Consider the following 12,516-nt stretch of genomic DNA (forward strand, 5'->3'; position numbering starts at 1 on the left):
TTTAGTGTTTCTCCCCAGATACGCCGCACAGCGCCGCCACGACCTTGTCCATGGCAGCGCTGCGTGAACCCTTGATTAGTAGTGTGCTGCCGGCCTGCTCGGCGCGAAGCGCTTCGATCAGCTCGGCCTGGTCGGCAAAGTGACGGCCTTTTGAGCCGAACTCCTCGACCGCATGCTGCATAAGCGGGCCAACGGCATACAGCGCGTCCACCTTGCCTGCCGCGTGGCGGCCGACATCACGGTGGCCCTGTTCGGCCCATTCGCCCAGCTCGCCCATGTCCCCCAGCACCAGAACGGTGCGACCGGAGAAGCCGGCGAGTATATCCACCGCCGCACACATGGACACGGGGTTGGCGTTGTAACTGTCATCGATGACCCGCACGCCATTGCCCGTCAGCTGCGCTACGGCGCGGCCCTTGACCGGCTGCAGGTTTTCCAGCCCCTGCACCATGGCGACCAACGGCATGCCCAGGGCATGAGCCGCCGCGCAGGCAGCCAGTGCATTGGCCACGTTGTGCTCGCCCAGCAGATTGAGCTGAATGCGCGCGCTACCCATCGGGCTGCGCAGGGTGAAGCCCTGACAGCCGCGCTCGTCGCGAGCCAGATCGCTGCCATGGAAGTCAGCGCGGGTATCGCGCAGGGCGAAGCTGCTCACCTTGCGCCCATCAACACGGCGCTGCCAGGTGACGAAGGCCTTGTCATCCAGGTTGAGCACGGCCACACCCTCATGCGGCAGCCCCTCGAGAATCTCGCCCTTGGCCTCGACAATCTTTTCCGGACCACCGAATTCACCGACGTGGGCGTTACCGGCATTGGTGATGATCGCCACCTGCGGCCGGGTCAGGCTGACGGTGTAGGCGATCTCGCCAACATGGTTGGCCCCCAGCTCGATCACCCCGGCGCGATGCTCCGGCGCCAGTTCCAGCAGGGTCAGTGGCGCACCGAGATCGTTGTTGAGGTTGCCACGGGTGGCCAGTACCGCGCCGTTCAAACCAGCGCGCAGGATCGCGGCAAGCATTTCCTTGACGCTGGTCTTGCCACTGGAGCCGGTCACGGCAGCCAGCGGGCCGCTGAAGGCCTGGCGATTCAGTGCGCCCAGCTGACCAAGCGCCATGCGGGTGTCGGCCACCAGCAACTGCGGCAGCGGCGCATTCGCCACTTCGCGCTCGACCAGCGCCGCTACGGCGCCCTTGGCGGCGACCTCGGCCAGGTAGTCATGACCGTCGAAACGCGGCCCGGTCAGCGCCACGAACAACTGGCCCGCGGCGATAGTGCGGCTGTCGCTGCCCACGGCGGAGAACGCCACATCGGCGCCAATCACGCGGGCGTTCAGGTCAGCGGCTACGTCGCTGAGCAACCAGGGCTTAAGCATGAGCCGCCTCCCAGGCCGCCAGGGCCTTGCTCGCTTCGATCAGGTCGGAGAACGGCTGACGCACACCCATGATTTCCTGGTAATCCTCATGCCCCTTGCCAGCCAGCACCAGCACGTCGGCGGCCTCGGCCTGGGCGACCAGCCGCACGATGGCATCGCCACGGCCATGAATGAACTGCACCTGCTCCGGCGCTACGAAGCCAGCGCGGATATCGGCAACGATCTGCTCCGGCGCCTCGCTGCGAGGGTTGTCATCGGTGACCCACACCGCATCGGCCAGGCGCTCGGCTACCGCCGCCATCAGCGGGCGCTTGCCGCGATCACGGTCGCCGCCGCAACCGAACAGGCAAAGCAGGCGTCCTTCGACGTGCGGGCGCATGGCCTCGAGAACCTTCTCCAGCGCATCTGGGGTGTGTGCGTAATCGACCACCAACAGCGGCTTGTCGCCGCCACCGAGGCGCTGCATGCGGCCAGCCGGCCCCTGCAGTTGTGGCAGCACCTTGAGAATCTCGTCGAGGCCGTAGTCCAGCCCCAGCAGCGCACCGACCACCGCCAGCAGGTTGCTGAGGTTGAAGCGGCCGAGCAGATTGCTGCGCAGCATGCCTTCGCCACGCGGCGTGACCAGGCGTGCACGCACGCCGTGATCGTCGAAGTGCGCTTCGCTGCAATAAAGGAAGGCGCTGGCGTCGTTCAGGCTGTAACCGATCAGGCGCGACTCATGCCTCTGCGCGGCCAGCTCACGACCGAAGGCGTCATCGAGGTTGATCACCCGGCCGCGCAGATTCGGCCAGGCGAACAGCTTGGCCTTGGCCGCACCATAGGCTTCCATGCTGCCGTGGTAGTCGAGGTGATCACGCGACAGGTTGGTGAACACCGCAATATCGAATTCCAGCGCCGCGACACGGCCCTGGTCCAGACCATGGGAAGAAACCTCCATGGCCACCGCACGGGCACCGGCCTGCTTGAGCGAGGCCAGGGTCGCCTGCACGCCAACCGGATCGGGCGTGGTGTGCTTGCCCTGTTCCAGCGCGCCGTGGAAACCGTTGCCCAGCGTGCCAACGATGCCGCAAGGCTGGCCGAGCAGATCCAGCGCCTGCGCCAGTAGCTGGCTGACGCTGGTCTTGCCATTGGTGCCAGTGATCCCGACCAGATGCAGAGCGCGGCTCGGCTCACCATAGAAACGCCCGGCAATGGCGGAAAGCTGCTTGGCCAGACCTTTTACCGGAACCAGCACGGCACTCTCTGCGTGCATGGGCGGAGCGTCCTGGGCCTCGAAGGCGACCGCCGCCGCACCGCGGGCGATGGCGTCGGCGATATGCACGCGGCCGTCCTGCAGGGTGCCAGGTACGGCCAGGAACAGATCCCCCGGACGCACCTTGCGGCTGTCGAGGGTCAACTCACGAATCAGCACACCGCCTTCGGCAGCGGGCAGTAATTGATTGAGCGACATGGGCATCAGTTACGCCCTCCCTGACCGACGGCAGCCACTTTCGGCTCGGGCGGCGGCAGATTGTCTGGCGCGATATTCATCAAGCGCAGCGAGCCGGCCATCACACGGCTGAACACCGGCGCGGAAATCAGGCCGCCGTAATAGGCGCCCTTGCCTGGCTCGTCGATGACCACCACCAGCGCGATACGCGGGTCCTGGGCCGGAGCGAAGCCAGCGAACAGGGAACGATAGGCGTTGGTCCGGTAGCCTTTGGCCCCGGCATTGGTCTTGCGCGCAGTGCCGCTCTTGCCCGCGACGTGGTAACCCGGCACCTGGGCGCGGAACACGCCACGCGGCGCCTCGATAACCTGCTGCAGCATGCCTTGCACGGTCTTGGCCACGTCGGCTGGAACCACCTGCATCGCACCAGGCTTCTCATCCACGCGAATCATCGACAGCGGCGTCATGCTGCCGCCATTGGCCAGCGCCGCATAGGCGTGCGCCAGCTGCACGGCGGTTACCGAGAGACCGTAGCCGTAGGACAGCGTGGCCGTTTCGGCCTCGCGCCACTTGCGATGATTGGGCAGGTTGCCGACCCGCTCACCCGGGAAGCCCAGCCCGGTATCACGGCCAAAGCCCAGACTGCTGAATACCTGATGCAGCTGCTCGCCGCCGACATCGAAGGCGACCTTGCTCATGCCGACGTTACTGGAGTTGATTAGGATGCCGGTCAGATCCAGCGCTGGACCCTGCGTATGGGACACGTCACGAATGGTGTAGCGACCGATCTGCAGCGTGCCATTACCGACCTGCACCACATCGCTGGGCTTCCAGCGACCGGTTTCCAGGGCAGCAGCCATCGACAGCGGCTTGATGGTCGAGCCAGGCTCGAACACATCGATCATCGCGCGGTTACGCATGGCCGCCGGCGTCAGGTTGCGGCGATTGTTGGGGTTGTAGGTGGGATGGTTGACCATCGCCAGCACTTCGCCGGTTTTCACGTCGACCATCACCAGGCTACCGGCCTTGGCATCGTTTTCCAGCAGCGCATTGCGCAGCTCACGATGAGCCAGGTACTGCAGGCGCAGGTCAATCGACAACGCCAAGGACTTGCCGGCCTTGGCGTTCTGCGCAACCTGCACATCCTTGATCAGCTTGCCGCGGCGATCCTTGAGCACCTGACGCTTGCCCGGCACGCCGGCCAGCCAGTCTTCGTAGGCCAGCTCCATACCCTCGCGACCACGGTCGTCGATATCGGTGAAGCCAACGACATGAGCAGCCACTTCGCCCGCCGGGTAGAAACGACGGAATTCTTCGATGGCGTAGACGCCCGGCACTTTCAGATCCAGCACACGCTGACCGTTCTCCGGGGTCAGGCCGCGCACCAGATACATGAACTCGCGCTCCTTGTTCTGCTCCAGACGCTCGGTGAAGCTCTTCGGCTCCTGACCCAGAGCCGCCGCCAGTGCCGGCCACTGCTCGCGACCGGCCTGCAGTTCCTTGCCGTTGGCCCACAAGGTGGTCACCGGCGTACTGACCGCCAGTGGCTCGCCGTTACGATCAGTGATCAGGCCACGGTGCGCCGGGATCGGGATATGTCGCACGCTACGTGCGTCGCCATGCGCCTTGAGGAAATCATGGTCGAGCACCTGCAGGTCGAGCATGCGCCAGGCGATGGCGCCGACCATCAGTGCCAGCAGCGCCAGCACCAGACGGAAACGCCAGGGGTAGAGTGCGCCTTCGAGACCGATCATGGACGCACCATGCGCACGGCGGCGGGATCGGGGATATGCATTTTCAGCTGTTCGCTGGCTAGCGCTTCGATGCGATTGTGCGCAGTCCAGGTACTCTGCTCGAGAATCAGTCGGCCCCACTCAGCCTGCGCCTTGTCACGCACGCTCAGTTCGCCATACAGCTCGTTGAGCAGTTGACGATTCCAGTGCGCGCTGTAGGACACCGCCACGGCCGAGACCAGAATGGCGACGAACAGCAGCAGCATCAGGAAGCTGCCGCCGGGCATGGATTTGATCAGCCGGCGGCTCATCGCAACTTCTCCGCGATGCGCATCACCGCGCTGCGCGAGCGCGGGTTGACCTTGAGCTCGGCATCGCCAGCATAGACCGGCTTGCCGATCAGCTTGAGACGCGGCTCGAAGGCCTTTGGAATGATCGGCAGGTCGCGCGGCAGCTTGTCCGCCTCGCCCTTGGCCTGACGCTTCATGAACTGTTTGACGATACGGTCTTCCAGCGAGTGGAAGCTGATCACCACCAGACGACCGCCAACCTCGAGGGTCTCCAGCGCCGCTTCGAGGCCGCGCTCGAGATCGCCGAGTTCGTTGTTGACGTAAATACGGATGCCCTGGAAGGCACGGGTCGCTGGGTTCTTGCCCTTTTCCCAGGCCGGGTTGGCCTCGGTCAGAACTTTCGCCAGGTCGGCAGTGCGCGTGAACGGCTGTTCGGCACGGCGCTGCACCACGGCTCGCGCCATGCGCTTGGCGAAACGCTCCTCGCCGTAATCCTTGAGCACGCGCGCGATTTCATCCTCGTCCGCCGTGGCGATCCAGTCAGCAGCACTGACGCCGACATCCGGATTCATGCGCATGTCCAGCGGGCCATCATTGAGGAAACTGAAGCCGCGCTGCGGGTCGTCCAACTGCGGCGAGGACACACCAAGGTCCAGCAGGATGCCGGAAACCTGGCCAGAAATGCCGCGGACAACAGCTTCCTCACCAAGTTCCGCAAAACTGCGCTGCACAACGACAAAGCGGCCGTCTTCGGCCGCCAATGCTTCCCCGGTGGCTATCGCCAGGGGATCTTTGTCGAACCCCAGCAGCCGCCCGTCTGGCCCGAGCTGCTGCAAGATGAGTCGACTATGTCCACCGCGCCCGAAGGTGCCATCCATGTAGCGACCATCGCCGCGCACAGCCAGCCCCTCGACAGCCTCGTCGAGCAGCACGGTGATATGGCGGAAGGTGCTATCGGTCATGGTCACAGGATCAGGTCACGCAGGTCATCGGAAAGGGCTCCAGGCTGCTTGATGGCAGCGAGGTCGGCTTCGGCTACGGCATTCCAGGAATCTTCATCCCAGAGTTGAAACTTGTTCAGCTGACCAACGAGCATCGCTCGCTTGTCCAGCTTGGCGTATTCGCGCAAGCGCGGCGGCACCAGGAAGCGGCCACTGGCATCCAGCTCGAGATCGACGGCATTACCGATCAACAGGCGCTGCAGGCGGCGGTTCTCTTCACGAAAGGAAGCCAGCTCGCGCAACTTGTTTTCGATCAGCTCCCACTCGGCCAGGGGATAAACGCAAAGACAGGGGTCGACGGCGTCGATGGTCACGATGAGCTGGCCACTGCAACGCGCAACGAGCTCGTCACGATACCGACTCGGCATCGCGAGGCGCCCTTTGGCGTCGAGACTGATGGCGTTAGCTCCGCGAAACACGGCTGCGCTTCCCCTGTAATTAGCTTTCCATGCCCATAAAAACCCACTTCATGCCACTTTTTACCACTCGCGCACACTATAGGAACGCGTACGCCCCACCGTCAAGGCGCGCCAGAAAGGAAAAATCCTTACAGGACGGAGATTTAGCGCACAAAAGCGAGGGGAAAAGGGATGCCGGAGCCGGCTTTTGGAGGATAAATTTCAGCCATTCCAGGCAACTGAAATTCGAACTTAAAGTAATTTGTTAAGAGTAAGATTTTTTCGGTATCAGACGAGCGGGGAATAGAAGCGTAAAAACGAGAAAGGAGGGAGGAGAGTCGATCTGTAAGCCGGGTTCTGTCGAGGACAGTCATTCCTCTACGGCGTACATCACTGCACGCCTTTAGCAACCTACCCGGTTCCAGCGCGGGCCACGCCAATGGAACCCTATTTGGTCTTGCTCCGAGTGGGGTTTACCTAGCCACGGACTGTTGCCAGCCGCGCGGTGCGCTCTTACCGCACCTTTTCACCCTTACCGGCGCCGAAACGCTTAGGCGGTTATTTTCTGTGGCACTTTCCGTAGGCTCACGCCTCCCAGGCATTACCTGGCACTCCGCCCTATGGAGCCCGGACTTTCCTCCCCCTTCTTGCGAAGGCAGCGACTGTCCGATCGACTCTCCGCCTGCAAGGGTACCGGGCGTGATGGCAAGCTGCAAGCTAGAGCGCTATCACGGCGACCAGCAGACCTCTGGAGGCCCAACCAACACAGCCTTTCCGCAGCACCGGCATCGAACGAGTGCACGCATAGAAAGAAGCATGCCAGCGCAGGCACATCGCCACAGCCGGTTAGCCCTTGCGCTCCAACGCGACCTGGTACAGCAGGTTCTTGCGCACCCCGGTGATCTCCGCCGCCAGCGCCGCCGCCCGCTTGAGCGGCATCTCCGCCAACAACAGATCGAGCACGCGCAAGGCTTCGACACTGACAGCCTCCTCACCTTCCGGCGCCTGCCAGCCCGCCACCAGCACCACACATTCGCCGCGCTGCTGATTGCTGTCTGCGGCCACCCACTCACACAACTCGGCCAGCGGCAGCCCCTGCAGAGTCTCGAAGGTCTTGGTCAGCTCACGCGCCAGCAATGCGGGGCGATCAGCACCAAACACTTCGCGCATGTCCTGCAGGCATTCGAGGATACGGTGCGGCGCTTCATAGAAGATCAGCGTGCGCGGCTCTTCGCGCACCTGCTCCAGACGCGCGCGGCGCCCCGCCGCCTTGGCCGGCAGAAAGCCCTCGAAGATAAAGCGATCCGACGGCAGCCCGGCCGCCGACAGCGCGGCGATCAGAGCGCAGGCGCCAGGCACCGGCACCACTGCAAAACCTGCGGCCCGCGCCTGGCGCACCAGGTGATAACCGGGATCGGAGATCAACGGCGTGCCCGCATCGGAAATCAACGCGACATCCTCACCCGCCTGCAACCTGGCGAGAAAGCGCCCGCCCTGATCGCGCTCGTTGTGCTCATGGCAAGCCGCCAGCGGCGTCTGGATGCCAAAATGCTGCAGCAGCCGCGCCGAATGACGGGTGTCTTCTGCAGCGATCAGCGCCACCTCGCGCAGAATTCGCAGAGCCCGCGCACTGATGTCGTCCAGATTGCCAATGGGCGTGGCGACCACATAAAGGGTGCCTGGCTGGACGCTTGCGACGGCGGGCTGACTCACTGGAAACACCTCATTAAATGAATGAGCGCTCATTCTAGCCGGTTCCGCCCCAGCGGCATCGCACCGATCTCGGGGCTTGGGTACAATCGCCGCTTGATTTGCTCAAGTATCAGGATGACCCGATGATCGCTAGCCTGCGCCCTCTTTCCGCTCTTTTCCTGGCCGGCCTGCTTGCCGCCTGCGCCAGCTCGCCCTCCAACAACCTGGGCCAGTTGCCGCGCACACCACAAGCCAGCATCGAGCAGATGCTGCAGCAAGCTACCGAGAGCAAACCGGAGCAGGCCGCCCTGCTGCGCCTGTCGGCAGCCGACCAGAGCTACCAGCAGAACGACGTGGCCCGCGCCACCCGCATTCTCGAGCAGGTCGACATCGCCAGCCTGAAGCCCGCCCAGCAGATTTTCGCCAGCACCCTCAAGGCTGAGCTGGCGATGGCCCGCAAGCAGCCCAAGAGCGCCCTGAAAGCCCTGCAGCACCCGAGCCTCGAACGCCTGGGCGAACTGCCGGTCGAGCAACAGATCCGCACCCAACTGGTTCGCGCCCGCGCCCTGGAGGCCGACGGCCAAACCCTGGCTGCAGCCCGGGAGCGCGTGTTCATCGCGCCGCTGCTAAGCGGCCAGGCCGCCCACGACAACCACGAGAACATCTGGGCACTGGTTTCCACCCTGCCGGCGCAAACCTCCGCCGGCGCCGACAGCGATCTAGCCGGCTGGCTGGCGCTGGCGCAGGTGACCAAAAGCAGCGCCACGCTGGAGCAGCAGCAGGCCGCCATCGACCAGTGGGTCGCCCAGAACCCGCAGCACCCGGCCGCCGCACAGCTGCCCGAAGCGCTGGAAAAGCTGCGTGAGCTGGCCAGCCAGCCACTGACTCGCGTCGCACTGCTGCTGCCGCAGGAAGGCCAACTGGCCAATGTCGCCCGCGCATTGCGCGATGGCTTCCTCGCCGCACATTACGAAGCACAGCAAGCCGGGCAGAACCCACCGGACATCAAACTCTACGACAGCTCGCGCATCGGCTCGCTGGACGCCTTCTACCAGCAAGCCCAGGCCGACGGTGTGCAACTGGTGGTCGGCCCGCTGGAAAAACCACTGGTCAAGCAACTGAGTGATCGCGAGCAACTGCCCATCACCACCCTTGCCCTGAATTACAGCGATGCAGGCCAGGAAGGCCCGGCTCAGCTGTTCCAGTTTGGCCTGGCCGCCGAGGACGAAGCTCGGGAAGTGGCCCGGCGCGCCTGGAGCGACGGCATGCGCCGCGCCGTGGCCCTGGTGCCACGCGGAGACTGGGGCGACCGCGTACTGGACGCCTTCCGCCAGAGCTGGCAAGCCCAGGGCGGCACCTTGATCGCCGCCGAGCATGTCGACCAGCCGGTAGAGCTGGCTCGCCAGATCGCCGACCTGTTCCAGCTGCGCGAGAGCGAAACCCGCGCCCGCCGCCTGCAGAGCACGCTGGGCACCAATCTGGATGCACAGCCGGCGCGCCGTCAGGACATCGACTTCATCTTCCTCGCAGCCACACCGCAACAGGCCCAGCAGATCAAACCGACCCTGGCCTTCCAGTACGCCGGCGACGTGCCGGTCTACGCCACCTCGCACCTGTTCACCGGCGCCCACAGCCAGGCCCAGTATCAGGATCTCGAAGGCATCCGCTTCTGCGAAACGCCTTGGCTGCTCGATGCTCACGCACCACTGCGCCAGGAAGTCAGCAATCAGTGGCCGCAGGCCGGTGGCAGTCTCGGCCGTCTGTATGCCATGGGCGTCGACGCCTACCGCCTGGCACCACGCCTGGGTCAGCTCAAGGCACTGCCGGAGTCGCGCATCGACGGCCTGTCGGGCAGCCTCAGCCTGAACGCCAGCCAGCGCATCGAGCGTCAGCTGCCCTGGGCCGAGTTCCGTGACGGCCAGGTTCAACGCCTCCCTGACAGCATCAATTGAGCACACACAACGATCTGGGTCGGGCTGCCGAACAGGCAGCTCGGCAGCATCTGGAACGTAACGGCCTGCAGCTGATCGAACAGAACTGGAGCTGTCGGCGTGGCGAGCTTGATCTGGTCATGCTCGACGGCGATACAGTAGTATTCGTCGAAGTCCGCGCCCGCCGCCACAGCGCCTGGGGCGGCGCCCTGGAGAGCATCGATGCGCGCAAGCGTGGCAAGCTGGTCATCGCCGCCGAACTCTTCCTCCAGCAACACTCACGCTGGACCCGCTACCCCTGCCGCTTCGACGTGGTCGCCATCAGTACTGGCGGCACCACTCGCCTCGACTGGATCAAAAACGCCTTCGATGCCTGACGGCCGTACATTCAAGGTTTAACCGATGGACATGCAATCCCGAATCCGCCAGCTCTTCCAAGCCAGCATCGACACCAAGCAGCAGGCCATGGACGTCCTGACACCCTACATCGAGCACGCCAGCCTGGTGATGGTCCAGTCCCTGCTCAACGAGGGCAAGATTCTCACCTGCGGCAACGGCGGCTCCGCCGGCGACGCCCAGCATTTCTCCTCCGAGTTGCTCAATCGTTTCGAACGTGAACGTCCGAGCCTGCCGGCCATCGCCCTGACCACCGACAGCTCCACCATCACCTCGATCGCCAACGACTACAGCTACAACGAAATATTCTCCAAGCAGATCCGCGCACTCGGCCAGCCTGGCGACGTGCTGCTGGCAATTTCCACCAGCGGCAACTCAGCGAATGTCATCCAGGCCATTCAGGCTGCACATGATCGCGAGATGACCGTAGTCGCCCTCACCGGTCGCGATGGCGGCGGCATGGCCTCACTGCTGCTGCCGGAAGACGTCGAGATCCGCGTTCCAGCCAAAGTCACCGCACGCATTCAGGAAGTCCACCTACTGACGATCCACTGCCTGTGCGACCTGATCGATAGTCAATTGTTTGGGAGTGAAGAATGAAGCGTTCCGCCCTGATTCTGGCCGCCCTGGCCGTTACCCTGACCCTCGCAGGCTGCGGCAGTCGCAGCATCGGCAACAAGATCGATGACCAGTTCCTCGGCCCGGAAGTCGCCTCGCGCATCAGCAATGCGCACGCCGACCTGTCCAGCCCGACCTCGCGCATCGTGGTCACCAGCTATAACGGCGTGATTCTGCTGGCCGGCCAGACCCCGCGCAGCGAGCTCAAGGATCGCGCCGCCCAGACCGCCCGTGGCGTGCAGGGCGTGAAGAAGGTCTACAACGAACTGCAGGTGCAACAGCCTGCATCCCTGCTGGCGCGCAGCAACGACTCGTTGCTGACCACCAAGATCAAGGCGCAGATGCTGGCTGATAGCAGCGTCCCCAGCGCACGCGTCAAGGTCGTCACCGAGAACGGCATCGTCTACATGCTTGGCCTGGTCACTCGCGAAGAAGCCAACGCCGCCACTCGCGTGGTACAGAGCGTATCGGGCGTACAGCGGGTCGTGCGCCTGTTCGAATACACCAACTGATTGCGAACGCAGAAACGACAAGGGCGCCCATGGGCGCCCTTTTCATTGCTTACTTGACCACTTTCAGACTTGGTCGGCCGCTCGGACGCGGCGGTTCGTCATCAGACGGACCATCATCGTCCGGCCCCGGCTCTTCAGGGCTGCCCGCAACCGGCGGCTCCATGTCGAAGACCATGCCCTGGCCGTTTTCCCGCGCATAGATCGCCAGGATCGCTGCCGCCGGAATGTGCAGACTGTGCGCAACGCCGCCGAAGCGCCCTTCGAAGCTCACTGCCTGGTTGTCCATGTGCAGATGACGCACCGCACTGGGCGAGGCGTTGAGCACGATCTGACCGTCACTGGCGAAGCCTGGCGGCACCTGCACGCCAGGGAACTCGGCATTGACCAGCAGATGCGGCGTGCAATCGTTGTCGACGATCCACTCATAGAGCGCGCGAACCAGATAGGGACGACTGGAATTCATGATTTCCTCCTTCTTAGCGCATCATGCGTTCGGCAGCGGAAAGACTGGCCTGAAAGGCCTCACGAGCGAACTGGCGCTCCATGTAGTCGAGCAGCGGCTTGGCCGGACGTGGCAACTCGATACCCAGAACCGGCAGACGCCAGAGAATGGGCAGCAAACAGCAATCCACCAGACTCAGCTCCTCACTGAGAAAGAATGCCTTGTCAGCGAACAGCGGTGATACGCCGGTCAGGCTTTCGCGCAACTCCTTGCGCGCCAACTGACGCTCGGCCTCCTTGCTGCGCTTGTCGAGAATACGATCGACCAGCACGCACCAGTCACGCTGAATACGATGCATCAGCAGACGACTATTGGCCCGAGCCACCGGATACACCGGCAACAACGGCGGATGCGGGTAGCGCTCGTCCAGATACTCCATCACCACGGACGCTTCATACAACGCCAGATCGCGATCGACCAGCGTCGGCACACTGCCATAGGGATTGACCTCGGCGAGCCTGGCCGGACACCGGCCCTGCTCGACATCGATGATCTCGACGCTGACACCTTTCTCGGCGAGCACCAGACGCACGCGATGGGAATAGTGGTCGGCGGGGTCGGAGTAGCAGGTCAACCTATTGGTTACCGCCATGGCGATCCTCCTCGCTTGTTTTGATTTTCCAGAAACACGAAAAATTGCCA

The 12,516-nt window shown here is 63.7% G+C and carries 13 protein-coding genes and 1 other RNA gene; 4 read left to right on the top strand and 10 right to left on the bottom strand.

All coding sequences use genetic code 11. The annotated features are described in order from the left end of the window. Position 1: 1 nt before the first annotated feature. The 8 genes from ACN8M7_RS01275 to rsmI form a co-directional block, all read right to left on the bottom strand. On the bottom strand, positions 2 to 1,372 hold the full coding sequence (locus ACN8M7_RS01275; protein ID WP_061240615.1) for a UDP-N-acetylmuramoyl-tripeptide--D-alanyl-D-alanine ligase: 1,371 nt from the start codon (positions 1,370 to 1,372) through the stop codon (positions 2 to 4). Further along, on the bottom strand, positions 1,365 to 2,828 hold the full coding sequence (locus tag ACN8M7_RS01280; RefSeq protein ID WP_490259510.1) for a UDP-N-acetylmuramoyl-L-alanyl-D-glutamate--2,6-diaminopimelate ligase: 1,464 nt from the start codon (positions 2,826 to 2,828) through the stop codon (positions 1,365 to 1,367). The genes ACN8M7_RS01275 and ACN8M7_RS01280 overlap by 8 nt, the downstream gene beginning before the upstream one ends. Beyond that, the gene (locus tag ACN8M7_RS01285; protein WP_490259511.1) at positions 2,828 to 4,555 is read right to left on the bottom strand and encodes a peptidoglycan D,D-transpeptidase FtsI family protein; all 1,728 of its coding nucleotides are present in this window, start codon (positions 4,553 to 4,555) and stop codon (positions 2,828 to 2,830) included. Before ACN8M7_RS01285 ends, ACN8M7_RS01280 begins: the two co-directional genes overlap by 1 nt. Beyond that, complete coding sequence (gene ftsL / locus ACN8M7_RS01290) at positions 4,552 to 4,845, bottom strand: cell division protein FtsL (protein ID WP_061240612.1); 294 nt, start codon at positions 4,843 to 4,845, stop codon at positions 4,552 to 4,554. Before ftsL ends, ACN8M7_RS01285 begins: the two co-directional genes overlap by 4 nt. Next, positions 4,842 to 5,786 (bottom strand): 16S rRNA (cytosine(1402)-N(4))-methyltransferase RsmH, encoded by a 945-nt coding sequence (gene rsmH, locus ACN8M7_RS01295; RefSeq protein WP_490259512.1) that lies wholly within the window; start codon positions 5,784 to 5,786, stop codon positions 4,842 to 4,844. The genes ftsL and rsmH overlap by 4 nt, the downstream gene beginning before the upstream one ends. A gap of 2 nt (positions 5,787 to 5,788) precedes the next feature. Then, positions 5,789 to 6,244 carry a division/cell wall cluster transcriptional repressor MraZ gene (mraZ, locus tag ACN8M7_RS01300; protein WP_003459315.1) on the bottom strand — a complete coding sequence of 152 codons (456 nt, stop codon included), beginning with the start codon at positions 6,242 to 6,244 and terminating at the stop codon, positions 5,789 to 5,791. Between the two features lie 309 nt (positions 6,245 to 6,553). After that, positions 6,554 to 6,901, bottom strand: an RNA gene (gene rnpB, locus ACN8M7_RS01305) — RNase P RNA component class A. A gap of 168 nt (positions 6,902 to 7,069) precedes the next feature. Further along, positions 7,070 to 7,969, bottom strand: a complete 900-nt coding sequence (gene rsmI, locus ACN8M7_RS01310) for a 16S rRNA (cytidine(1402)-2'-O)-methyltransferase (protein WP_490259513.1) — start codon at positions 7,967 to 7,969, stop codon at positions 7,070 to 7,072. Between the two features lie 89 nt (positions 7,970 to 8,058). Here rsmI and ACN8M7_RS01315 point away from each other — a divergent pair, with 89 nt between their 5' ends. Genes ACN8M7_RS01315 through ACN8M7_RS01330 form a run of 4 tightly spaced genes read left to right on the top strand, consistent with a single transcriptional unit; the run spans position 8,059 to position 11,372 of the window. Then, positions 8,059 to 9,867 carry a penicillin-binding protein activator gene (locus tag ACN8M7_RS01315; RefSeq protein ID WP_490259514.1) on the top strand — a complete coding sequence of 603 codons (1,809 nt, stop codon included), beginning with the start codon at positions 8,059 to 8,061 and terminating at the stop codon, positions 9,865 to 9,867. Beyond that, entirely contained in the window at positions 9,864 to 10,223 is a 360-nt protein-coding gene (locus ACN8M7_RS01320) for a YraN family protein (RefSeq protein ID WP_490259515.1), read from the top strand. Before ACN8M7_RS01315 ends, ACN8M7_RS01320 begins: the two co-directional genes overlap by 4 nt. 25 nt (positions 10,224 to 10,248) lie before the next feature. Next, complete coding sequence (locus ACN8M7_RS01325) at positions 10,249 to 10,842, top strand: phosphoheptose isomerase (protein ID WP_061240608.1); 594 nt, start codon at positions 10,249 to 10,251, stop codon at positions 10,840 to 10,842. Continuing rightward, the gene (locus tag ACN8M7_RS01330) at positions 10,839 to 11,372 is read left to right on the top strand and encodes a BON domain-containing protein (protein WP_061240607.1); all 534 of its coding nucleotides are present in this window, start codon (positions 10,839 to 10,841) and stop codon (positions 11,370 to 11,372) included. Before ACN8M7_RS01325 ends, ACN8M7_RS01330 begins: the two co-directional genes overlap by 4 nt. Positions 11,373 to 11,421: 49 nt before the next feature. Here the strand turns inward: ACN8M7_RS01330 and ACN8M7_RS01335 are convergent, their stop codons facing one another. Both ACN8M7_RS01335 and ACN8M7_RS01340 read right to left on the bottom strand, forming a co-directional pair. Then, on the bottom strand, positions 11,422 to 11,835 hold the full coding sequence (locus ACN8M7_RS01335) for a ClpXP protease specificity-enhancing factor (RefSeq protein ID WP_061240606.1): 414 nt from the start codon (positions 11,833 to 11,835) through the stop codon (positions 11,422 to 11,424). 13 nt (positions 11,836 to 11,848) lie between these two features. Then, entirely contained in the window at positions 11,849 to 12,466 is a 618-nt protein-coding gene (locus tag ACN8M7_RS01340; RefSeq protein WP_061240605.1) for a glutathione S-transferase N-terminal domain-containing protein, read from the bottom strand. Between the last annotated feature and the right edge of the window lie 50 nt (positions 12,467 to 12,516).

Origin of the sequence: Pseudomonas spartinae, assembly GCF_965197125.1 — a bacterium.
In the GTDB taxonomy this organism is placed as follows: Bacteria; Pseudomonadota; Gammaproteobacteria; order Pseudomonadales; family Pseudomonadaceae; genus Aquipseudomonas; species Aquipseudomonas composti_A.

What these genes read in the sequence shown, in the direction of transcription:
- ACN8M7_RS01325 (WP_061240608.1), top strand. Translation starts at nt 10,249, where the DNA reads ATGGACATGCAATCCCGAATCCGCCAGCTCTTCCAAGCCAGCATCGAC.
- ACN8M7_RS01330 (WP_061240607.1), top strand. Translation starts at nt 10,839, where the DNA reads ATGAAGCGTTCCGCCCTGATTCTGGCCGCCCTGGCCGTTACCCTGACC.
- ACN8M7_RS01340 (WP_061240605.1), bottom strand. Translation starts at nt 12,466, where the DNA reads ATGGCGGTAACCAATAGGTTGACCTGCTACTCCGACCCCGCCGACCAC.
- ACN8M7_RS01285 (WP_490259511.1), bottom strand. Translation starts at nt 4,555, where the DNA reads ATGATCGGTCTCGAAGGCGCACTCTACCCCTGGCGTTTCCGTCTGGTG.
- ftsL (WP_061240612.1), bottom strand. Translation starts at nt 4,845, where the DNA reads ATGAGCCGCCGGCTGATCAAATCCATGCCCGGCGGCAGCTTCCTGATG.
- ACN8M7_RS01275 (WP_061240615.1), bottom strand. Translation starts at nt 1,372, where the DNA reads ATGCTTAAGCCCTGGTTGCTCAGCGACGTAGCCGCTGACCTGAACGCC.
- rsmH (WP_490259512.1), bottom strand. Translation starts at nt 5,786, where the DNA reads ATGACCGATAGCACCTTCCGCCATATCACCGTGCTGCTCGACGAGGCT.
- ACN8M7_RS01335 (WP_061240606.1), bottom strand. Translation starts at nt 11,835, where the DNA reads ATGAATTCCAGTCGTCCCTATCTGGTTCGCGCGCTCTATGAGTGGATC.
- ACN8M7_RS01315 (WP_490259514.1), top strand. Translation starts at nt 8,059, where the DNA reads ATGATCGCTAGCCTGCGCCCTCTTTCCGCTCTTTTCCTGGCCGGCCTG.
- rsmI (WP_490259513.1), bottom strand. Translation starts at nt 7,969, where the DNA reads ATGAGCGCTCATTCATTTAATGAGGTGTTTCCAGTGAGTCAGCCCGCC.
- ACN8M7_RS01280 (WP_490259510.1), bottom strand. Translation starts at nt 2,828, where the DNA reads ATGCCCATGTCGCTCAATCAATTACTGCCCGCTGCCGAAGGCGGTGTG.